This is a genomic window from Caballeronia mineralivorans PML1(12) (genome assembly GCF_001028175.1).
Lineage (GTDB): Bacteria > Pseudomonadota > Gammaproteobacteria > Burkholderiales > Burkholderiaceae > Caballeronia > Caballeronia mineralivorans.
On record NZ_AEJF01000092.1, the window covers coordinates 74,108 to 96,026 of the forward strand.

The following is a 21,919-nucleotide window of genomic DNA, read 5'->3' on the forward strand; positions in this document are numbered from 1 at the left end:
TCAGGCCTCCTGTTTCCCAAAGGCTGCGCGTGGCTCGTGCCGGCGTGCGCAGCCGCGCTACGAGGCACGCATGGCAAGCCTGAACAAGACTTCCCTGACATCCGCCGGGCGTAGCCTGATTCAAGGGGTGAACTCGGTAGCGCAAGCCCGACGCACCCGGCGTGTTGTAATCGGACTCCTGCTGGCCGTCGTCGTAATCGGCCTGCTCGGCTTTTTCGCCGCCCCACCACTGATCCGCCATATCGCGGAACAGCAGCTCTCCGCACAACTCGACCGTCCAGCCAGCATCGAACGGATCGCGCTCAATCCCTATACGCTCAGTCTCGAAGCCGATCGCGTGCATATCGGCGAGGCACCGGCGAATCTGTCCGCAGGCACAAAAAGCGGAGATTTCGTCGATATAGAACGGCTGATCGTCCACCCTTCATGGTCGTCACTGTTTCGTCTCGCGCCGGTCATCAACGAAGTCAAGATCGATTCGCCACGCTTTCATATCGTGCGCTTCGACGCGCAACGCTTTAACTTCTCGGACCTCGTCGAAAAGTTTTCGAAGCCCTCAGCTAATCCGTCGAATAAACCCGCGCGATTCTCCGTATCGAATATTCGCCTGGAAAATGGCCGGATCGACTTCGACGACCGATTGCTGAAAACGCAGCATGTCATCGATCGTTGGTCGATCGGGATTCCATTCATCGCCAATCTCCCGTCCACCACCGAATTATTCGTGACGCCGTCGCTGCAGGCGCGTATCGACGGTTCGGCGTTGTCCATCACCGGCCGCACCAAGCCGTTCGCGGAGTCGCGCGAGTCGGAAATTGCCGTGCAGCTCGACGGTCTCGACGTGCCGCAAATGCTCTCATACGCACCGGCTTCGCTGCCGGTCGCCGTGAAGAGCGGGCGTTTGTCGACGAATCTGGATGTGAGCTTTGCACTCGCCGCCGACGCGCCCGTGGTTCGCATCAAAGGCACAGCGGATCTCGCGGATCTGGCCGTGACGGACAAGCAGGACACACCGCTTTTCGCCGCGCAAACGTTGCATGTGAATGCGGTGAATCTGGAGCCGCTGCGCAATGTGTATCGGCTGGACGAAGTGCGGTTGACGCAGCCGGACGTGAAGCTTTTCCGCGATAAAACCGGCGCATTCAACTTCGAAAAACTGAGCGCCACAACGCCGGCCCCGGCACCCGCATCCACGCTCGCCAGCGACGCAAAAGCGGCCACGCCCGCAGACGCCGCCGCACAACCGCTCGACCTCGCGATCAGGCATCTGGCGATCGAACAAGGCCGTATCGTCTTCGACGACCGCTTGATGGCGCAACCCGCCACGCTCGGATTAACGAACCTGGATGTGACGCTCGACGACTTCGCAACGCTCGGCAAACCCCCGGTGCGCTACACGCTGAAAACGGCTTTCGATCACGGCGGCGGCCTCGACGCATCGGGCGGATTTACGCTGCCGGGCAAGAATGCGGACGCGAAACTCGCGCTGGCCGATTTGCCGCTGGCGCCGTTGCAACCGTACGTGGCGAACGCGGTGGCCGCGCGTATCGCCGATGGTTCGCTCAGCGCAAATTTGCCGCTGCAGGTGGACTGGTCGAAGCCCGAGCCGTCCATCCAGGTCGGCGCAGGCGACGTCACGCTCAAGTCACTGGAGCTTGTACCGAACGCGAATACCGCGCCGATTACCCTGGGTTCGGCGCAAGCGAAGATCCAGAAAATCGATGTCGCCGGGCATACCGCAGCGTTGGATAGCGTCGTGCTCAACGGCCTTTCCATCGATGCAAAACGCCTGAAGGACGGCAGCATCGATCTCGCGGCGCTCGCCGGTCCGCATGAAACGGCGCCGGAGGCCAGCGCCACGCGCAAGGTCGAAAAGGCCAACGCGGCGGGTCCGGCATGGCGTTATCAGATCGCGCAGGTTTCGCTCAACGACAGCAGCGCCGACTTCACCGACGAAAGCACGGCGCGTCCGGTAAAGCTGCACATCGCGCCATTGCAATTGGGCGTCAAGCACCTCACCGACGACCTGACAAAACCGCTGCCCATCGAGGGCAAGCTGACGATGAACGGCAAAGGCGCGCTGGCCGTGGCCGGTACATTGACCGCGAAGCCGCTGAGCCTCGCACTCCATGTCGACGCAAGCGCGCTCGACGCCTCGGCGTTCGAGCCGTATTTCGGTGGCACCCTGAACGCGACAGTCTCGAGCGCGCTGCTGACCGCGAACGGCGACGCGTCGTTCTCGGGCGAAGGACGCACGCTGAAAGCCGGGTACAAGGGCGACGTGTCGTTGTCGAACGTGCGCCTGATCGATAAAGTGAATTCGGAGTCGCTGGCCGGCTGGAACCTGCTCGGCCTGACAAAACTGAACGCACGCTACGACGAAAAAGGCGCCGATGTGGAAGCCGCGCGCGTCACGTTCGCGAACTTCTACGGTCGCGTGTTGCTCGATCCGCAAGGCAAGCTGAATCTCCGCGATATCGTGGTTCAGGACAAGACGCCGGCATCAACGCAAGCCGCCGCATCGACGGCTGCGTCCGTACCAACCGCACCAACCGCAGTACCTGTCGCTCCGAAGACCGCGTCGTCATCGGCGAATCTGCGCTTTGGCCAGCTTGTGCTGCAAAACGGCCGCGTGACCTACACCGACAACTTCGTCAAACCCAACTTCACCGCGAACCTCGTCGCGATCACGGGCACGATCGGCGCATTCGGCACACACTCGACCACGCCCGCACCCGTCGATGTCGCCGCGAAACTGTCCGCGAACGGACCGGTATCGATCAAGGGGGTGGTGAATCCGCTGATCGCGAAACCGTCGCTGGACCTGACCGCTAGCGCCCACGACGTCGAGTTGCCGAACATCTCGCCGTATTCGACAAAATATGCGGGTTATCCGATCACGAAGGGCAAACTCAACGTCGATCTGCACTACATGCTCGCCAATGACCAGCTCAGCGCGAACAATCATCTTTTCATCGATCAGCTCACATTCGGCGATCACGTCGACAACACCACGGCAACCAAATTGCCGGTGCGGCTCGCGGTGTCGCTGCTGAAGAATTCGCGCGGCGAGATCGACGTCAACATCCCCATTTCCGGCTCGCTCTCGAACCCTGAATTCTCGATCGGCGCGCTGGTGTGGACAGCAATCCTTCACCTTGTCGAGCGCGCGGTGACCGCGCCGTTCTCGCTGCTGGCAAATGCGTTCGGCGGCAAGAACCCCGAGGAGCTCGGCTACGTGGAATTCGATCCGGGCTCGGCCACGCTCAGCGACGCCGCGAAGGAAAAACTCGACACCATCGCGAAGGCGCTGGCCGACAAACCGTCCGTCACGCTGGAGATATCGGCGCGGGTGGACCCGGCGCTGGATGGACCCGGTTTGCGTACAGCGTACGTCGACCGGCAGGTGCGGCGGGCAAAGATGCAGGACTCAGGCGCAGACAATCCGAACATCGATCCGTCGAGCATTCCGATTTCCGATGCTGAATACAGCAAGTTCTTAACGAAAGCGTATAAAAACGCAGACTTCAAGAAACCGCGCAACCTGATCGGTTTGACGAAGTCCGTGCCCGACACTGACATGAAAGCCGCACTCGCGGAACATGCGCCGGTGGACGAGGGCGCGCTCGGTACGCTTGCGCAGCGGCGCGCGTCGGCGGTGAAACAATATTTCGAAGACAAGATCGACAGCAAGCGGATCTTCATCGTCGCACCGCACCTCAACGCCGATGGCATCAAGGACAAGGGCGCGCCAACGCGGGTGGACTTCGGGCTGAAGTGAACGGATTTAGGCACATGCTGAAGACGGCGCGTGCCGATTAAAACGCGTCGTGGGAACGGCCTGGTACATCGGCATTCCCGCCAATCCGCGCTACACTCATCTCATTAATGCAACGTCGCATGGCGACGCACATGACGGCAACGCGGAGTCACTCGGAGTAGCTTCCAACCGCTTCCCGGGATCCACCGCGCTTTACCGCAAAGCCGTCAAACGAGCCGTATAAAGTAAGCGCTTCTCGCGATGCGCCAGGCGTCGTTCAGGCTTCCCGCACCCGAATTCAGCGCTGCACAAACCTGCAGGAGAATCCCATGCTGTTGCATGAACTGGCTGACCGGTATGGCCCGGCAATCGTCTTTTTCAACGTGATGGGTTCAGCCCTTGGCTTGCCCGTTCCTGCAATGCCGACGCTGATTGTGGTCGGTGCATCGGTGGCGATGATGGGCTTCCACGGCCAGCCCTTGATGCCCCATCTCGCGCTGATGCTCGGCATCGCGGTGCTCGGCGGCGTGCTGGGCGATCTCGTCTGGTTCCAGGGCGGCCGGCGTTACGGCGACCGCACGCTCAAGACAATCTGCAAACTGTCGCTGTCGCGCGATACCTGCGTGAAGAAAACCGAACGCTTTTTCGGCCGCTGGGGTGTGCGCGTGTTGCTCGTCGCGAAATTCATCCCGGGTTTGTCGCTGGTTTCGGTGCCGCTTGCCGGCGCCATGGGCGTGCGCACGCGCTCGTTCATTGCGCACGATGGTGTTGGCGTGGGGTTATGGGCCGCAGTAGGGCTGGCCGTGGGCGTGATCTTCGCGGCGGAGCTCGACCTGGTGTTCGCGATGATCGCGCAGCTTGGGCGGCAGGCGCTCCTGGTCGTGGCGGTCGCGCTGGCGTGTTACGTGGCCTACCGCTACTGGCGCCGGAAGATGCTGATGAAAACGCTGGAAACGGCGCGCATTACCGTCGACGAGCTCTATGCGTTGATGGAGAACGAGCCGCTGCCCGCCATCTTCGATATCCGCTCCGCCGAGAAACGTGTACTCGATCCGTTCGTGATTCCAGGCTCCGTTTTCGCCGATGAACGCGAGCTGCAGAGGATCGTGGAAAGTTATCAGCCGGATCAGAAGATCGTCATTTATTGCTCGTGTCCGAACGAAGTATCGGCGGCGTGGATGGCCAAGGCGCTCCGCAACGCCGGTTTCAAGGACGTCGTGCCGCTGACCGGCGGACTGGATGCCTGGCGTCTCGCCGGCCTCGACCTGAAACCGCTGACCGACTTCGGCGGTGCGCGTGAGGATCTGGGCGAAATGGCCGCCATGTGTCCGTGGCCCGTGAAAGCGCCGGCCGCCGGCAAAGGCGCGCTGCATGACGCCGTCTACCTGCATGGAGATCGACACGCATGAGTACCACGCACGAAGGGACGAACGGGGGGCGTGCGGACTGGCGGGGTAATCCGCCGCCGCCCGCACCGGAAGACCTCAACTCGATCGCGACCGGCGCGGCCGGGGCAGCCCAGCAGGAAGCCACCGCCGACGCGCCTTTCTCGCCGCTCGAAAGCCGCGGTCACCAGATGCATCCCCTGCTTAGCGCTGAGGAAATCGAGCGCATGCGGCGCTTTGGCACCGTGAAGCACTGGCGCGCGGGCGAGATGATGTTCGAAACCGGCGTGCCCGGGCCGGGCATGTTCGTGCTGCTGCAGGGCCGGGTGCGGGTCACGCGCCGCGATGGGCTCGGGCATGTGAATGTAGTGGTCGAGCAGGAACCAGGACATTTCGTGGCGGAAGTCGGCCAGTTGTCGGGCAAACCTGCGCTCGTCGATGGTCACGCGATAGACGACGTCGAAGCCATCCTGATCGTGCCGGACCGGCTGCGCGCGCTGCTGGTGGCGGAAGCGGAACTCGGCGAGCGCATCATGCGTTCGCTGATCCTGCGCCGCGTCGGGTTGATCGAAAAGGGCAGCGGGCCGATCCTGGTGGGGCAGTCGGATGACGGACGGCTCGTATCGCTGGAAGGTTTCTTGCGCCGCAACGGTTATCCGCACACCGTCATCGACGCGTGCACGGACCCCGATGCAATCGCGTTGCTCGAACGGATCTCGGCATCGAAGGCGGATTTTCCGCTCGTGATCTGCCCGGACGGCACGATCATGCGCGCGCCCGATGAGAACCAGCTCGCGTCGCAACTCGGCTGGCTGCCGGAATTCGATCCCGCATATATCTACGATGTCGCCGTCGTCGGCGCCGGGCCAGCCGGATTGGCGACGGCCGTTTATGCGGCGTCCGAAGGTTTGTCGGTGGCGGTGTTCGATTGCCGCGCGCCGGGCGGCCAAGCGGGCGCGAGTTCGCGGATCGAAAACTATCTCGGCTTTCCGACCGGCATTTCCGGTCAGGCGTTGGCGGGGCGCGCGTTCGTGCAGGCGCAGAAGTTCGGTGCGCACATCGCCATTCCGACCGAAATCAAGGCGCTCCACTGCAATTGCACGCCGATCCAGATCGAATTGATGAACGGCCAGCGCGTGAGCTCGCATACGGTCGTGATAGCGACGGGCGCGGCGTACAGGCGGCCGGATATTGTCGGGCTGGAGAAGTTCGAAGGGCACGGCACGTATTACTGGGCCTCGCCGGTCGAGGCGAAGCTCTGCAAGGGCTCGGAAGTCGTGCTGGTGGGTGGCGGCAATTCAGCGGGCCAGGCGGTGGTGTATCTCGCGTCGCACTCGGCGCACGTGCATCTGCTGATCCGCGGGGCGGGGCTTGAAGCGAGCATGTCCAAGTACCTGATCGACCGGATCGCGGCATTGTCGAACGTGACGCTGCATACACGTACGCAGATCGAGTCGCTGGAAGGCGATGGCCGTACGCTCGCCGCCGTGCACTGCAAGACGCCCGACGGCCCGCTCACACTCGAGGCGCGGCATCTGTTCCTCTTCACCGGCGCCGACCCGAACACGGGCTGGCTGAGTGACTGCAATGTGAACACCGACGCCAAGGGTTTCGTGCTGACGGGTCCCGCTGCCCACGGCGGCCACGCGGAATGCTCGACCTCGCTGGAAACGAGCGTGCCGGGTGTGTTCGCTATCGGCGATGTGCGCTCGGCATCCACGAAACGGGTGGCTGCCGCGGTTGGCGAGGGGGCAGCGGTCGTATCGCAGATTCACGGCCTGCTGGCCGAGCGTCAGGAACTGGCGCTCAAGGCAGGGGCGGTGGAGTAGGCGCAGGCGCGGCGGCGAACCGGAGCGTGAATTCGATCCAGCCGTCCGCCGAACAATTCGCCGATGCCGATCCGCCGTGCAGCCGCATGATCGCCTGCACGATGGCCAACCCCAGGCCGCTCGATTCCGTGAACTCGCTGCGGGCTGCATCGCCGCGATAGAAACGGTCGAACAGGCGCGTGAGTTCGTCGGGCGCTACCGGCTTCCCCTGGTTACCGATCACGATCAGCGCGCCGTGCGTGTCCTCGCTGCCGGTAAGCCGGATCGTGGTGCCGGGCTCGGCGTAGCGCACCGCGTTCACCACGACATTGCTGATCGCGCGCCGCGACATGATCGCGTTGGCGGACATCTCGCCGTCGGCATGCACTTCGAAGCGGAGATTGCGTTCGTCGGCGACGCCTTCGAAGTAGGTCGCAATCGTCTCCAGTTGTTCGCGAATGTTCAGCGTGGTCCGCTCTATGTCCTGCCGCTCGTGATCCGCTTGCGCGAGGAACAGGATGTTCTGCGCGATGCGCCCAAGCCGCTCCAGCTCCTCCAGATTCGATTCCAGCACGCTCTTGTATTCGCCCTCGCTGCGGGTGTGCGCCAACGTCACCTGCGTCTGTCCAATCAGCACGCCGATAGGCGTGCGCACCTCGTGCGCCAGATCCGCGGAGAACTGCAGCAGCCGTTCATAACCGCTCGACAAGCGGTCGAGCATGGCGTTGAACGACATCGCGAGGCTTCGCAGTTCGGTCGGCGTGTTCTTTATATCGAGTCTTGCGGACAAGGTGTCGGGCGTGATCCCGGCGACTCTGTCGGCCATTTTTCTTAACGGCGCGAGACCGCGGCTCGATACCCACCATGCGAGCAGCGCGGTGACAATCACCGCGCTCACCACGTTGATCCAGACACGCACGAGATAGGCCGACAACACATGCGCTTCCTGCGTCATCACGTGCGCCGCGATGATCTCGATGACTTCACCGCTGTCGCCTACTTGCGCTTGTGCCGCGACCCAACGCATGCGCACGCCGTCCGTACGCGTGCCTTCATAGAGCGCGTCAAGGTTGACCGCGCGTTGCACCGGCACCGGAACAAGTGGCGGCAATGGCATGTTTTCCGGGTTGACGTTGATGAACGGCGTGAGGCCGGGCCGTCGAAAAATGATGACGTCCTGACGGTCGCCGAGCATGGTCTCGAACAGCTTGGGCCGCGCTTCGATTTCCTTGATCGTGTAGAGATCGTGCAGCAGCGAGCGAAAATGTTCGACACGCCCGATCAATTGGTAATCGGCGCGGGTGGAGAGCGTGGCGCTGGTCGCGTGATACAGCGAACCACCGACCATGCTCACCACCACGCATACGATCAGCACGAACAGGCACGTGATCCGGACGACCAGCGAGCGCGAACGCCACACCGGGTTCAATGCGAGTCCCCGGACGCGCCGAACGAATAACCGATGCTGCGCACGGTGTGGATCAGCTTGATATCGAAGGGTTGATCGAGTTTGGCGCGCAGCCGTTTGATAGCGACATCGACTACGTTGGTGTCGCTATCGAAGTTCATGTCCCACACTTCCGATGCAATCAAGGTCCGCGACAACGCTTCGCCTTGCCGCTTGCAAAAGAGATGTAGCAGCGCGAACTCCTTGTTCGTCAGCGCTATTTCCATGCCTTGGCGCGTGACCCGGCGGCGTAGTACATCGACGTGAAGATCGGCGACCTGGAATACATCCGATTCGCGTACTACGCCGCGTCGCAGCAACGTGCGGATGCGCAGCACGAGCTCCGTGAACGAAAACGGCTTCACGAGGTAATCGTCCGCGCCAAGTTCGAGACCGTGTATGCGGTCCCTGACATGATCGCGCGCGGTCAGAAAGATGACCGGCAGATCACGTTTCGTGCGCAACGCCTGCATGATCTGCCAGCCATCGAGGCCGGGCAGCATCACATCCAGCACGATCAACTCGTAAGGGTGCGCCAGCGCCTGATGCAGACCGTCGGCGCCGTTGCGAATCAGGTCGACCTGATACCCGGACTCGGTGAGTCCCTTCTTCAGATAGTCGCCGGTCTTGCGGTCGTCTTCTATAACCAGGATGGTCATGCTGCGCTCGCTTGGCTTTTTTAGATGAGCAATGAGGTCATTCTATCCATCCGCGTTTGACCCGCGGAAATGATGACAAAAAAGTCATTAACGTGTCATGCGTAGATCAGCGCGCGATAGCTAAGATGCAATCCAGGCGATGCCTGTGTGCGCCGCCTTCATCGAGTCACGTTCATCCAGTCGCAGCATGTTCGATCCATCCCATCACGAGGCGAGCTTGAATCAATCTTCGACTCAACTTTTGACTCATGCAAGCACCCTGCCCGGCTGGGTTCGCATCACGCACTGGATCAACGCGCTTGCGGTCGTGGTCATGGTGACGAGCGGCTGGCAGGTCTACAACGCTTCGCCGATTTTCCCCTCGTTCGTTTTTCCGTCCGGCATTACGTTGGGTGGATGGCTGGGCGGCGCGTTGCTGTGGCACTTCGCGGCCATGTGGGTGCTGGTTGCGAACTTCCTGGTGTACGTGGTGCTCAACATTATCTCGGGACGTTTTCGCCGCAAGCTGTTTCCGCTCAGCGTGAAAAGCTTGTTCGGCGATCTGCGCGCCGCGCTGACCGGCAAGCTCAAGCACGATGATCTCTCGCACTACAACGCCGTGCAGAAGGCGGCGTACCTTGCGGTGATCGTGGACATTGTGATTGTTATCTTGTCGGGGCTCGCTGTCTGGAAATCGGTGCAATTTCCGTGGCTGCGCGATCTGATGGGCGGCTACGACAACGCCCGCGTGGTCCACTTCTTCGCGATGAGTTTCCTGGTGGCGTTTTTCGTATTGCACGTGGTGATGGTCGCGCTTGTTCCACGCTCGTTGTTGCTGATGATCCGGGGCCGCTGAACCATGCTGAATAGAAAGAGCGAACTCATTGCATCGAAGCTGGATGTGGAGAACATCCTCAAAGATGCGCGCAAGGAATTGAAGGCGCCGGCGCGGCGTCTTTTCGGCAAGCGCATTCTGTCGCTGGGCGGTCTCATGATGCTGTCGGGCTGCAATATCTCCGACGATAAATCCGTGAACACCGTGCTGCGGACCATGTCGCGTTTCAATGACGAAGCGCAAGCCTTCCTCTTCGATCCGAACAAGCTCGCGCCGACCTATCCCGAGTCGATGATCACCCGGCCGTTCCCGTTCAACGCGTTCTACGACATCGATGAGGTACCGGTTGTCGACGCGGCTACCTACAAGCTGACGGTAGGCGGATTGGCGAAAGGCAAGAGTGTCTGGACGCTCGAAGAGTTGCGCGCGTTGCCGCAGGAAAGCCAGGTTACGCGGCACATATGCATTGAAGGATGGAGCGCTATCGGCAAATGGGGCGGTGTGCGTTTCGCCGATTTCCTCAAGCGTTCCGGCGCCGACATCACGGCCAGATACGTGGCGTTCCACTGCGCGGACAACTATTCGACGAGCATCGACATGCCCACCGCGTTGCACGCGCAAACGCTCTTGACGCTGACGTACGACGGCCAGGTCCTGCCGCCGAAATATGGCTTCCCGATGAAGCTGCGCATGCCGACCAAGCTCGGCTACAAGAACCCGAAGCACATTGTCGCGATCACTGTGACGAACGAATATCCCGGTGGTTACTGGGAGAACCAGGGCTACAACTGGTTTGGTGGTGCCTGAACTTTCTCTCGTCAAATACTAGAATTGGAGCCTCCATGTCATCTGCATCATTTGCGTCATTACGCTTGAAACTCGGTGTATCGGTTGCAACGCTTGCTTTTGCTGGCGTTGCGTTTGCTCAAGCGCCGGCTGCGAAGCCTGCGCGTATTCGTGGCGATATCGTCTCGTTGTCCGGCGATACGCTTACTGTTCATCGTCGCAGCGGCGACACCGTGACGATCGACATGAAGCAGGACACACCGGTCACGGCAGTAAAAAACATCAAGCTCTCCGACATCAAGGCCGGTTCGTTCATCGGCACGGCAGCAACCACCGGCACCGACGGCAAGATGACGGCGACCGAAGTGCTGGTGTTCCCGGAAGCCGCGCGCGGCACGGGTGAAGGCCACTATGCGTGGGATCTTTCACCGAACAGCACGATGACGAACGCGAACGTCGATCAGGTCGTGACGGGCACGAGCGGGCGTGATTTGAAACTCTCGTACAAGGGTGGCAGCAACACGGTGACGGTGCCGGAAGGCGTGCCTGTGGTGACGTTCGCGCCGGCGGCGCGAACGGATCTGACGGCGGGCAAGAAGGTGTTTATCGTCGCGAATCCGGTGAACGGCAGCGAGTTTGCTGCATCGCGCGTGGTGGTCGAGAAGGATGGCGTTGCGCCGCCGATGTAATGGGGCAGCGCGGCGTTTACGCCGGTCCTGGCGCGGCTAAAAGGTCTTCGATCCGTACCGGAAGATTGCGCACGCGTATGCCCGTCGCGTGATAGACGGCATTCGTAATGGCAGGCGCAACGCCTGCCATGCCGATCTCTCCGATCCCGCGCGCGCCGAGCGGATTCAGTGCGAAATCCGGATAGTCCAGAAACGTCACGTCGATCTTTGGAGCGTCGGCATGCGTCGTCATCACGTAGTCGGCGAGGTTGCGGTTCAGCGGCGCGCCTGAACGCGAGTCGTAGTGCGTCTCTTCGAACAGCGCCATGCCGACGCCCATCACGATCGCCCCTTCGATCTGGTTCAGACCCGTGCGCGCATTAATGATCTTGCCGCCGTCGATCACGCTCATGACCCTGCTCACGCGTAACCGTGCGGTTTCCGGCTGCCACGTGACCTCGATAAAGTGCGCGCAATACGAGTGAATCGACACTTTGGCCGCATCGGCATCTGCCTGGCTTGAACCGGAACGACCTCTGCCCATCACGATACTGACCTGCGCAGGCACCAGAATTCGTTCGAATGGCACGCCCGCTCCGGGCGAGGTACCTTTGCGATAGACCATGCCTTGTTCGAAACCCAGCGCTTCCTCCGGCTGCCCCTTGAACGGCGAGTTGTCCGCCCCGGCGGCGGTCGCAAGAAGCTGCCGGACGGCGGCCTGGGTGGCCTGCGTCACGGCAGGGACCAGCGAGGCGGTCACCATCGAGCCACCGGACAGCGGTCCCGGCGGCAAACGCGTATCGCCGATCACCACGGAAATCTTGTTGAGCGCGATACCGGTCAGATTGGCCACCATCTGAGCCAGAATGGTGTAGGTGCCCGTGCCGATGTCCTGCGTCGCCGTCGACACGCGAGCGGTCCCATCGCCATGCAGTTCGACGATCGCTTCCGCAGGCAATCGCCTCGCCGCCCACGACCCCGCTGCGACACCCCAACCAACCACCAGGCCATCGCGACGCATCGAACCGACTGCCGCGGTGCGGTTCGACCAGCCGAACTTGTCAGCGCCGAGCGTCAGGCACTCCTTGAGGTGCCGCGATGAGAACGGCACGTTCCGGCTTTCGTCCATGGCGGGCTCGTTGATCAACCGCAAGTGGAGCGGATCGACGTTGAGCTTGATGGCGAGTTCGTCGACGGCCGACTCGATTGCGAACAGGCCCGGAACCGCACCTGGGCCGCGCATCGACGTGCTGGGGGCGATGTCCCGGCGCGCAAGGGCGGCAGTCACACGCAGGTTAGGCGAGCTGTACAGGTAGCCCGTCGTCTCCCCGCAGTTCTCCTTGCGTGTTTCCCGGCGAGCCGTCTGATAAACATAGTCTTGCTGGAACGAGGTGAAACGACCATCCGGAGTTGTCGACAAACGCATGCGCTGATGCGTGCTGGTGCGGTGGCCCACGTTATGAAACATCATCTCGCGGGTCACCACCAGCTTGACGGGACGCTGCAGATTGCGCGCCGCAGCGCCGGCGAGCAACGAGTGCGACCATGGAAACAGTTTGCCGCCGAATCCGGAGCCAAGGTATTTCATGATCACGCGCACCTGATCTTCCGGTACGCCGAGCATCAGCGCCATGACCTGCCGCTGGTTGACAATCGACTGCGATGTTTCGTAGAACGTATAATTTGTCCCATCGAATGCAGCGACGGTCGCGTGCAGTTCGATCGGGTTGTGCGTTTCGATCGGCGTGGTGTAGGTCTGATCGACCTTGAGCGCATCGGGCGCGGCGGCGAAGGCGGCGTCAGCGTCGCCTCGCTGGGTATCGACCGAAGGCGTGTTTTCCGCCGACATCTCCGTGCGCACATCGGGCTGGCTCGTCGAATAGCTTACCTTCACCGCACCGGATGCCGCGGTTGCCTGCTCGAAGGTATCGGCGACCACCACGGCAATGTACTGGCCGTAATAGTAGATGGTGTCATCCTCGAACGGCGGGCGTTTTTCGTCGATTCTCGCGTCTGATGCGATGCCGACACGATAGAACTTACCGATATTCTCGCGTGTGAAGACCGCTTTCACGCCGGGCATTTTCGCGGCAGCAGCGGTGTCGAGCCGCGTCACGCGTCCCTTGCTGATCGTCGCGCAAACGGGCACGGCGTAGAGCATGCCGGGCAAGTTGAAATCCGACGTATACGTCGCCAGGCCGCTTACCTTGAGCGGGCCATCAATTCTGGAAAAGTCGCCGCCAATAAACGGCTGCGCTTTCTTCGTAGCTAGTTGCATAGTGTTCTCCGCGCCGCGAACTTCGCGTCAGGCAGTCTGGGTAGCAAGCGTGAGTGCGTGCTGAATACAGCGCTTCGCCAGCTCGACCTTGAAGCCGTTCTGGCTTTGCGGGCGCGCTGACTGAAGCGCGGCTTCGGCTGCCGCAAGAAACGCAGGGGCATCGGCTGCACGTCCGAGAAGCGCGGCTTCCGCTTCGCGTGAACGCCAGGGCTTCACACCCACACCGCCCAGCGCAATCCTCACGTGGCCGATCCTGCCCGACGATACGGTCACCACGACGGCAGCCGATGCCAACGCAAACTCGTACGATGCGCGGTCGCGCAGTTTCAGATAGACGCTGCGATTGCCGGGCATCGGCGCGGGGAGCGTCACGTGACTGATCAGCTCGCCGGCATTGAGCGACGTTTCGCGTTCAGGCGTCGTGCCGGGCAACAGGAAAAAGTCGTCAATGGCGATGCTTCGTTTGCCTTTCGGACTCTCGGTGTGGACGGTCGCCTCGAGCGCCGTCATGGCGACACTCATGTCCGAGGGATTGGTTGCGATGCAGTGGTCGCTCGTCCCCAGGATGGCGAGATTACGGTTGAAGCCACCGATCGCGGAACAACCGCTGCCCGGTTCGCGCTTGTTGCATGGTGTTTCCGTATCGCGGAAGTAGACGCAGCGCGTTCGTTGCAGCAGGTTGCCGCCGGTCGTCGCCATGTTCCGCAACTGCGCCGAGGCGCCCGAAAGCAACGCCCGGGACAGCACCGGATAGTGCGTCTTGATCAGCGGATGATTCGCGAGATCGGCATTGCGCACTGTCGCGCCTATCGTGACGCCGCCATCGTCGAGTGTGTCGACCTTATCGAGCGGCAGGCGGTGGATGTCAATGACCTGCGTCGGGCGCTCCACGTCGAGCTTCATCAAGTCGAGCAGGGTCGTGCCTCCGGCCAGAAAGCGTGTCGATGGCGTGCTTTGTGGACTGGCGGCGATGGTCTGCGCCATGTCGAGCGCCTGTTTGACGTTGGCCGCGCGCTTGAGTTGAAAGTGTTCCATTCGTTTGCTCCGCTTAAGCTTTCCGGCGAACTTGCTGGATCGCGGACACGATGTTCGAATAGGCGCCGCAGCGGCAGATATTGCCGCTCATCGCTTCCTTGACGTCTTCGTCGCTGTGGCCGTAGGGCTCTTCGAGTAGCGCGACGGCGGACATGATCTGCCCCGACGTGCAGTAGCCGCATTGAAAGCCGTCATGTTCGACAAAGGCTGCTTGCATCGGATGCAGGTTGCCTGGCCGCCCAATGCCTTCGATCGTGGTGATCGCTTCGCCTTCGTGAGTGGCCGCAAGGCTCAGGCACGAATTCACGCGCCTGCCATCCACATGGACCGTGCACGCGCCGCACTGGCCGTGGTCGCAGCCCTTCTTGGTGCCGGTGAGGCGGAGATGTTCGCGCACGCAATCGAGCAGGGTGGTGCGCGGATCGATATCCAGTTCATGGAGCGTGCCATTGACGTTCAATCGCACATGAACGCTGTCACCCTCCGCCGGCGCGATATCGCCTTGCGTGCCGTCCTGGCCTACGTTGTCGGAATCCGCAAGAGCAAGAGAATGAAGTTGCCCGGTGCCCATTGCGACACCCGCCGCACCGACGCGTGTCAGAAAAGATCGGCGCGTCACGCGCTCGAAGAGTGTTGCCGGCTCATCATCAGTCATGTCCGGTCGCTGAGGCTCGTTGTTCATGGATCAAATTCCCGTTGAAGCACGGATAGAAGAGGACCGACATCGTCCAGGCGTTCGATGCCCATGATAGGCAACCGCGATGGCGTCAAGATGGCCGCGAGATGGCGGCCAGATGGCGCACCGGGCTCCGAGCCACTCGTATGTATTGCCCGATGGACGATCTATCGCGCGGCGGCGACGGGATTTACTGGCTTGGTCCGCGGCAGACCTGTGGAGTGTCAGCTCTTTTTCTGCCCGCGTTTATCCAGCACTTCGACTGTCGCGACCAGATCGCCGAAATCCTGGACCAGCAGGTTCAGCACGAAGGGCAGCACGGTGTTCTGTTCCATCGATTTACACGCCACATTCGATGCCGATTGCAGCCTCTCAAACGATGCGCGCGCCTCCCGTACATTTTCATCCTGCTTACGCCGATCGGCATCGAGCGTTGCAGCGAGTGCCTTCGACAACTCCACGAATGCATCGGCCATTGTATTCAGCGTGTCGCGTGTCGAGGTAGTCAAACGGGCTGCCAACTGGGGATCACCCGAAAACGCTTGCCCAAGAAACAATGCATCGCGATGCAGCCGTGTGAGCATCGGCGCAACCTTGTCGATGACGTTTTCGCGCGTGCGCTTTACCGGCACGATGATGTGTTCGCGGCCGGCTTCGGTGATGGCGTCATCGAGTGCTTGTTCGGCCGCAGCCGAACGCCGATGCAAATCTTCCGCGTGCGTCGTGTCGTCAGGTTTGCGGAGATAAACCGCAATCAATTCGCCCAACGCGAGGCCAATTTCACTGGCGCGATTGTGGGCCGCATTGATCGCCCGATTCGGCATCAGGAACGCGACGATGAGCGCCGCGCCCGCACCGATCAGGATTTCGAGCACGCGGTCGATCGGCCGTGCGAACGGCGACCCCATCCCGCTTGCCGGAACCAGCACGACGATCACGAGCGTGACGCACGCGAGCCGAAGGGTTGGCCGCCAGGCGGCCAGTGCTGCGAGCGGCACGAGTGCAATGGCGAACACAATGAGCGGCGGTGCGCCGCGCAGGATGGCGACCAAGCCGATCACGCCGACGACCGCTCCGATCACCGCACCGACGATCTGGTCGCGGCCGGTGTTCAGCGCTTGGTTGAGACTGGGCTGCGTGACGACGACCAGGGTGGTGATGACCGCCCAGTAAAGCTCGGGGAGGGTGGCGAGTTTGGCGGCGCCGTAGCTGAGCATGCAGCTGATGAGCGTGCGGGCGAAGCGCCGGAGTTCGGGAGTGATCGCGGGTTTTTTCGTTAGCACTAAGGTTTTGCAGGGTGGGGGCTGTAGCGGTGAGTTTAAGTTGAAACTAAAGCGATTATCCAACGTAGGCCGGCCACTGCGGCTCGCAACAGCACCCCCATTCACCACCGTGAGCAAAACCCTCGTGATCGCGTTACCATAAATGGTTAATTCGCCGGGTTTCGAATGTTGAATTGACCCCCGGCGGCACCTTTCAATCACCACGAACATCAGGAGCCAAGCATGAGCGACAGCACTCTTCGCCATTACCCGAGCACGCAGTTGTACATCGACGGCGCATGGCGCGCGGGCAGCCGCGACACCGCCGTGGTCAATCCGGCGACGGAAGCGGAAATCGGCCGTCTCGCGCTGGCTGGCGAGCAGCAGCTCGCAGAAGCCGCCGAAGCTGCCGGACGCGGCTTCGCGGTGTGGCGCAAGGTATCGGCATTCGATCGCAGCAAGCTCATGCGCCGCGCCGCGCAGAACCTGCGCGACCGCGCGGAGGAAGTGGCCGCCATCATGACCATGGAGCAGGGCAAGCCACTGGTCGAGTCGCGTATTGAAGTGCTGGGCGCGGCGGACACCATCGACTGGTTCGCTGAAGAAGCGCGCCGGACCTACGGCCGCGTGATCCCGGCGCGTGCCGGCAACGTGCGCCAGATCGTCACGCGCGAGCCGGTCGGCCCGGTTGCCGCCTTCACGCCGTGGAATTTCCCGATCAATCAGGCCGTCCGCAAAGTGTCGGCGGCGCTGGCTGCAGGATGCTCGGTGGTCCTGAAAGGACCGGAAGAAACGCCGGCAAGCTGCGCGGCGCTGGTTCAGGCTTATATCGATGCAGGCTTGCCCGCTGGCGTGCTGAACCTTGTGTTCGGTGTTCCCGCCGACGTCTCGAAGTACCTGATCGCCCATCCGCTGATCCGCAAGATCTCGTTCACGGGTTCGACGGCGGTTGGCAAATTGCTGGCCGCGATGGCCGGCGAGCACATGAAACGCGCCACGATGGAACTCGGCGGCCACGCGCCTGCACTGGTTTTCGCCGATGCCGACATCCCGCGCGCCGCCAAGCTCCTGGCTAGCGCCAAGTTCCGCAATGCCGGTCAGGTGTGCATTTCGCCGACGCGGTTTATCGTCGAGGAATCCGCGTACGAGGAATTCACGGAGCATTTCGTCGCAACGACGAAGAAGCTCAAGGTCGGTAACGGCCTGGAAGAGGGCGTGCAGATGGGGGCGCTGGCCAACGGTCGCCGCCTTCAGGCAATGGAACGTCTGGTCGCCGATGCGGTGGAACACGGAGCGAAGGTGCTGACGGGTGGTGAACGCATTGGCCGTGAAGGGTATTTCTTCGCGCCGACGGTGCTCGCCAATGTGCCGATGTCGGCGCGCATCATGACCGAAGAGCCGTTCGGCCCGATCGCGCCGATCTCCACCTTCAAGTCCTACGACGAAGCCATTACGGAAGCGAACCGCTTACCGTATGGTCTGGCAGCGTATGCGTACACGCGTTCCAGCGCGACGTCGGCAGCTGTGGGCGAGGATATCGAAAGCGGCATGGTGTCGATCAATCACCACGGGCTGGGCATTCCCGAAACACCGTTCGGTGGCGTCAAGGACTCGGGCTACGGCTCGGAAGGCGGCAGCGAAGCGATGGAAGCGTATCTCGTGACGAAGTTTGTGAGCGAGGCGCGGTAAGTAGGGTATATGGCGCGGCGAAGCCGCGCCATTCAGTGGGTTACTGAAACGGGTTAAGTAGTTTGACGCCCGTTTTTTCAAAGTCTTTGATGTTCCGCGTCACTACCGTGAGATCGTGCATCAGAGCGGTGGCGGCGATTAGTTTATCTATTGCGTTTTCAGGGTTCGGGACGCGCAAACGGCCCCAGAGCTGAGCGACGTCGTCATCGATCGAGATGACGTCCATCGCATAATCTTCCAATATTGTCCCAATCCAGGCTTCGAGCAGCGCAGCCTGCGGAGCATCGCCTCGATGCCTTACCGCTTCAGTCCCACGCCGAAGTTCCCCCATTGTTATGACTGACAAGTGCACGGCACTCTTGTCTGTATCGATCCGCTTAAAGAACTTGCGCACGCCTTTATTCGCGTTGGTGCCTTTTCGAATTTCGCTAATAACGTTGGTATCAATCAAATACACGTGGCGCTCCACCCATATCTTGAATCCGCTCGAAATCTGCGTCTTCTCCGACGTTCGGCATACTCGCTAATACTTCTGCCAAACTGCGTTTCTTGGGCCGGCTAAGCGCTTGCGCAAGAATTTCCCGATGCTCGGCTTCGGCGCTCCGGCCATGAGCGGCGGCGCGTTCGCGCAGGCTTTGGACCAGCGCTTCGTCAATTCCACGAACCAGCAAATTAGCCATCGTAGTTCTCCCGTTGAATGTTATCAATGATAGCACTCAATGTATGAAATGCAATCATTGCTATCAGATGTTCCGCGGCAAACTGGAAACGAAAAAAAACCCGGCCGAAGCCGGGTTCAACGTTCCCGCGCCTTGATCTCAAAAGGGCGCGGTCACCTGCAAAAGCTACTGCGAGAAAACTTACGCTGCCAGCAGCGAGCGCAGCACGAACGGCAGGATCCCGCCGTGCTTGTAGTAATCCACTTCGATCGGCGTATCGATACGCAGCAACACTGTCACGCGCTGCTCGCTGCCATCCTTGCGATGGATCACGAGCGTCACTTCCTGCTGCGGCTTGATATCGGATGAAAGGCCTTCGATATCGAACGTTTGTTCGCCGGTGATGTTCAGCGACTGGACGCTGTCCGAGCCCTTGAACTGCAACGGCAACACGCCCATGCCGACCAGGTTCGAACGATGGATCCGCTCGAAGCTGCGCGCCACGACCACCTTCACGCCGAGCAATTGCGTGCCCTTTGCGGCCCAGTCGCGTGACGAACCCGTGCCGTACTCTTCGCCGGCAAACACGATAGTCGGCGTGCCTTCGTCGATGTACTTCATGGCTGCGTCATAGATCGACATCTCTTCGCCGCTCGGCTGGAATATCGTCAGACCGCCTTCGACGCGCGAACCGTCTTCCTTCAGCGGGATCATCAGGTTCTTGATCCGCACGTTGGCGAAGGTGCCGCGCATCATCACATCGTGGTTACCGCGACGCGAGCCGTAGCTGTTGAAGTCGGCCTTCTGCACGCCGTTCGCCTTCAGCCACACGCCTGCGGGCGAGCTTTCCTTGATCGAACCAGCCGGGCTGATGTGGTCGGTCGTGACCGAGTCACCGAAGATACCCAGCGGACGCGCGCCCTTGACGGCCGGAATGCTGTCGGCCGGGGTCATCGAAAAGTCCTTGCCGAAGAACGGCGGCTCGGCAATGTACGTCGACTTCGGCCAGTCATAAACCTGACCCGCTTCGCCTTCGATCTTGCTCCACAAGTCGCCGGTCTTCGTGAGTTCGGCGTAGTTCTTGCGGAACGCGTCGGCGTCGAGTGCGTACTTGAGCAGCGCGTTGACTTCGTCGCTCGTCGGCCAGATGTCGCCGAGGAAGATGTCCTTGCCGTTCTTGCCCTTGCCGACCGGTTCCGTCATCAGATCGACCGTCATGTTGCCGGCGATGGCGTAAGCCACGACCAGCGGCGGCGACGCCAGGAAGTTGGCGCGGATGTTCGGGTGAATACGCGCTTCGAAGTTGCGGTTACCGGACAGCACGGCGGCTGCCACGATGTCGTTCTTCGTGATCGCGTCGTTCAGCTCCGGCGTCAGGTCGCCCGCGTTACCAATACACGTCGTGCAGCCGTAAGCGGCCAGCGTGAAGCCGAGCTGGTCGAGGTAGGGCAGCAAGCCGGTCTTCGTCAGGTACTCGGTGACAATCCGCGATCCCGGAGCCAGCGACGTCTTGATGTGCGGAGCAACGGTCAAACCGGCTTCTACGGCCTTCTTGGCGAGCAGGCCGGCGGCAAGCAGCACGCTCGGGTTCGACGTGTTCGTGCACGACGTGATGGCGGCGATCAGGATGTCGCCGTTCTTCACATCGACCTTGTTCGTGGTCGTGTATTGCTTGTCGAGATCGGCGGCCTTTTTGCCAAAGCCGTTATCGCTGACAGCTGCCGAGAACAACTCCGTGAAGTTCGACTTCACGTTGCCGATTTCGATGCGGTCTTGCGGACGCTTCGGACCCGCCAGCGACGGAGCAACCGTGCCCAGGTCGAGCGTCAGCGTCTTCGTGTAGTCGATGTCGCCGGCCTTCGGCACGCCAAACAGGTTTTGCGCCTTGAAATACGACTCGAACGCTGCGATTTCGGCGTCGGTACGACCCGTGCCCTTGAAGTAGTCGATGGTTTTTTCATCGACGGGGAAGAAGCCCATGGTCGCGCCGTATTCCGGCGCCATGTTGCCGATAGTCGCGCGATCCGGCAGCGACAGCGACTTCGTGCCTTCGCCGAAGAATTCGACGAACTTGCCGACGACCTTCTCTTTACGCAGCATTTCGGTGACGGTCAGCACCAGGTCGGTAGCCGTCACGCCTTCGCGAATCTTGCCCTTCAGCTCGACGCCAACCACGTCCGGCGTCAGGAAATACACCGGCTGGCCGAGCATGCCGGCTTCGGCTTCGATACCGCCCACGCCCCAGCCCACCACGCCGATACCGTTGATCATGGTCGTGTGGCTATCCGTGCCGACGAGCGTATCCGGGTAATACACCGTATCGCCTTCAATCGACTTCTTGTGCACGCCACGCGCCAGATATTCCAGGTTCACCTGGTGGACGATACCCACGCCCGGCGGCACGACCTTGAACGTATCGAAGGCTTGCATGCCCCACTTCATGAACTGGTAGCGCTCGTTATTGCGCTGGAATTCCAGTTTCATGTTCAGGTCGAGCGCGTCTTTCTGACGGAAGTAATCGATCTGCACCGAGTGGTCGACCACCAGATCGACCGGCACGAGCGGCTCGATCGCCTTCGGGTCCTTGCCTGCGCGTTTCGCGACGCCACGCATGGCAGCGATGTCGGCGAGCAGCGGCACGCCGGTGAAATCCTGCAGCACGACGCGCGAGACCACGAACGGGATTTCATCGGTACGATCCGCGACCGGCTTCCAGTTCGCCAGTTGCTTGATGTGTTCCTCGCCGATCTTCTTGCCGTCGTAGTTGCGCAGCACCGATTCCAGCACGATGCGGATCGACACCGGCAGGCGTTCGATCTTGACGTTGAGCGCCTTTCCGAGCGCGGGCAACGAGTAGTACTTGCCTTTGCCGGAACCGCTATCGAATTCCTTGAGCGTTTTGTGGAGATTGTGGGCCATGTTTTTTTCCCTTGGTTTAAACGAGGAAATACCTTCGAAACGTTTGATCTAAAAGCGAGTGACGAATCCTGACT

16 protein-coding genes are annotated in these 21,919 nt (G+C 61.3%); 7 read left to right on the forward strand and 9 right to left on the reverse strand.

Annotated features, from left to right (window positions below; translation table 11 throughout):
* Positions 1-70: 70 nt before the first annotated feature.
* The 3 genes from EOS_RS14940 (at position 71) to EOS_RS14950 (ending at position 6,974) form a co-directional block, all read left to right on the forward strand.
* On the forward strand, positions 71-3,781 hold the full coding sequence (locus EOS_RS14940) for a DUF748 domain-containing protein (protein WP_047847436.1): 3,711 nt from the start codon (positions 71-73) through the stop codon (positions 3,779-3,781).
* A 311-nt stretch (positions 3,782-4,092) separates the two neighbouring features.
* Positions 4,093-5,169, forward strand: a complete 1,077-nt coding sequence (locus tag EOS_RS14945) for a DedA family protein/thiosulfate sulfurtransferase GlpE (protein WP_047847452.1) — start codon at positions 4,093-4,095, stop codon at positions 5,167-5,169.
* Entirely contained in the window at positions 5,166-6,974 is a 1,809-nt protein-coding gene (locus EOS_RS14950) for an FAD-dependent oxidoreductase (RefSeq protein ID WP_053063884.1), read from the forward strand. Before EOS_RS14945 ends, EOS_RS14950 begins: the two co-directional genes overlap by 4 nt.
* Here EOS_RS14950 and EOS_RS14955 read toward each other — a convergent pair.
* Positions 6,952-8,382 (reverse strand): heavy metal sensor histidine kinase, encoded by a 1,431-nt coding sequence (locus EOS_RS14955; protein ID WP_047847437.1) that lies wholly within the window; start codon positions 8,380-8,382, stop codon positions 6,952-6,954. The two genes, EOS_RS14950 and EOS_RS14955, sit on opposite strands and share 23 nt — an antisense overlap.
* Positions 8,379-9,059 carry a heavy metal response regulator transcription factor gene (locus EOS_RS14960; RefSeq protein ID WP_047847438.1) on the reverse strand — a complete coding sequence of 227 codons (681 nt, stop codon included), beginning with the start codon at positions 9,057-9,059 and terminating at the stop codon, positions 8,379-8,381. The genes EOS_RS14955 and EOS_RS14960 overlap by 4 nt, the downstream gene beginning before the upstream one ends.
* Before the next feature lie 313 nt (positions 9,060-9,372).
* Here EOS_RS14960 and EOS_RS14965 point away from each other — a divergent pair, with 313 nt between their 5' ends.
* The 3 genes from EOS_RS14965 to EOS_RS14975 are packed head-to-tail and all read left to right on the forward strand — an operon-like array spanning position 9,373 to position 11,348.
* A complete protein-coding gene (locus tag EOS_RS14965; RefSeq protein ID WP_235442822.1) occupies positions 9,373-9,894 on the forward strand; it encodes a cytochrome b/b6 domain-containing protein in 522 nt (173 codons plus the stop codon).
* Between the two features lie 3 nt (positions 9,895-9,897).
* Positions 9,898-10,680 (forward strand): molybdopterin-dependent oxidoreductase, encoded by a 783-nt coding sequence (locus EOS_RS14970; RefSeq protein ID WP_047847439.1) that lies wholly within the window; start codon positions 9,898-9,900, stop codon positions 10,678-10,680.
* 35 nt (positions 10,681-10,715) lie between these two features.
* Positions 10,716-11,348, forward strand: a complete 633-nt coding sequence (locus EOS_RS14975) for a hypothetical protein (RefSeq protein ID WP_047847440.1) — start codon at positions 10,716-10,718, stop codon at positions 11,346-11,348.
* A 16-nt stretch (positions 11,349-11,364) separates the two neighbouring features.
* Here the strand turns inward: EOS_RS14975 and EOS_RS14980 are convergent, their stop codons facing one another.
* The 4 genes from EOS_RS14980 to EOS_RS14995 all read right to left on the reverse strand — a co-directional run bounded on the left by EOS_RS14980 (position 11,365) and on the right by EOS_RS14995 (position 16,599).
* Positions 11,365-13,605 carry a xanthine dehydrogenase family protein molybdopterin-binding subunit gene (locus EOS_RS14980; RefSeq protein ID WP_047847441.1) on the reverse strand — a complete coding sequence of 747 codons (2,241 nt, stop codon included), beginning with the start codon at positions 13,603-13,605 and terminating at the stop codon, positions 11,365-11,367.
* 27 nt (positions 13,606-13,632) lie between these two features.
* Positions 13,633-14,640: an FAD binding domain-containing protein gene (locus EOS_RS14985; RefSeq protein ID WP_047847442.1), complete on the reverse strand. Its 1,008-nt coding sequence runs from the start codon at positions 14,638-14,640 to the stop codon at positions 13,633-13,635.
* A 13-nt stretch (positions 14,641-14,653) separates the two neighbouring features.
* A complete protein-coding gene (locus EOS_RS14990) occupies positions 14,654-15,295 on the reverse strand; it encodes a (2Fe-2S)-binding protein (protein ID WP_047847455.1) in 642 nt (213 codons plus the stop codon).
* Positions 15,296-15,540: 245 nt separating this feature from the next.
* On the reverse strand, positions 15,541-16,599 hold the full coding sequence (locus EOS_RS14995) for an FUSC family protein (protein WP_047847443.1): 1,059 nt from the start codon (positions 16,597-16,599) through the stop codon (positions 15,541-15,543).
* A gap of 222 nt (positions 16,600-16,821) precedes the next feature.
* Between EOS_RS14995 and EOS_RS15000 the strand changes: the two genes are divergently transcribed.
* Complete coding sequence (locus EOS_RS15000) at positions 16,822-18,267, forward strand: NAD-dependent succinate-semialdehyde dehydrogenase (RefSeq protein ID WP_047847444.1); 1,446 nt, start codon at positions 16,822-16,824, stop codon at positions 18,265-18,267.
* A gap of 40 nt (positions 18,268-18,307) precedes the next feature.
* Here the strand turns inward: EOS_RS15000 and EOS_RS15005 are convergent, their stop codons facing one another.
* The 3 genes from EOS_RS15005 to acnA all read right to left on the reverse strand — a co-directional run bounded on the left by EOS_RS15005 (position 18,308) and on the right by acnA (position 21,845).
* A complete protein-coding gene (locus EOS_RS15005) occupies positions 18,308-18,724 on the reverse strand; it encodes a type II toxin-antitoxin system VapC family toxin (RefSeq protein WP_200908645.1) in 417 nt (138 codons plus the stop codon).
* On the reverse strand, positions 18,711-18,947 hold the full coding sequence (locus EOS_RS15010; RefSeq protein ID WP_047847445.1) for a FitA-like ribbon-helix-helix domain-containing protein: 237 nt from the start codon (positions 18,945-18,947) through the stop codon (positions 18,711-18,713). Before EOS_RS15010 ends, EOS_RS15005 begins: the two co-directional genes overlap by 14 nt.
* A gap of 180 nt (positions 18,948-19,127) precedes the next feature.
* Positions 19,128-21,845, reverse strand: a complete 2,718-nt coding sequence (gene acnA / locus EOS_RS15015; protein WP_047847446.1) for an aconitate hydratase AcnA — start codon at positions 21,843-21,845, stop codon at positions 19,128-19,130.
* Between the last annotated feature and the right edge of the window lie 74 nt (positions 21,846-21,919).

Coding starts and splice junctions, on each gene's coding strand:
- EOS_RS14985 (WP_047847442.1), bottom strand. CDS start 14,640: ATGGAACACTTTCAACTCAAGCGCGCGGCCAACGTCAAACAGGCGCTC.
- acnA (WP_047847446.1), bottom strand. CDS start 21,845: ATGGCCCACAATCTCCACAAAACGCTCAAGGAATTCGATAGCGGTTCC.
- EOS_RS14990 (WP_047847455.1), bottom strand. CDS start 15,295: ATGACTGATGATGAGCCGGCAACACTCTTCGAGCGCGTGACGCGCCGA.
- EOS_RS14965 (WP_235442822.1), top strand. CDS start 9,373: ATGGTGACGAGCGGCTGGCAGGTCTACAACGCTTCGCCGATTTTCCCC.
- EOS_RS14980 (WP_047847441.1), bottom strand. CDS start 13,605: ATGCAACTAGCTACGAAGAAAGCGCAGCCGTTTATTGGCGGCGACTTT.
- EOS_RS15000 (WP_047847444.1), top strand. CDS start 16,822: ATGAGCGACAGCACTCTTCGCCATTACCCGAGCACGCAGTTGTACATC.
- EOS_RS14970 (WP_047847439.1), top strand. CDS start 9,898: ATGCTGAATAGAAAGAGCGAACTCATTGCATCGAAGCTGGATGTGGAG.
- EOS_RS14975 (WP_047847440.1), top strand. CDS start 10,716: ATGTCATCTGCATCATTTGCGTCATTACGCTTGAAACTCGGTGTATCG.
- EOS_RS15010 (WP_047847445.1), bottom strand. CDS start 18,947: ATGGCTAATTTGCTGGTTCGTGGAATTGACGAAGCGCTGGTCCAAAGC.
- EOS_RS14950 (WP_053063884.1), top strand. CDS start 5,166: ATGAGTACCACGCACGAAGGGACGAACGGGGGGCGTGCGGACTGGCGG.
- EOS_RS14940 (WP_047847436.1), top strand. CDS start 71: ATGGCAAGCCTGAACAAGACTTCCCTGACATCCGCCGGGCGTAGCCTG.
- EOS_RS14960 (WP_047847438.1), bottom strand. CDS start 9,059: ATGACCATCCTGGTTATAGAAGACGACCGCAAGACCGGCGACTATCTG.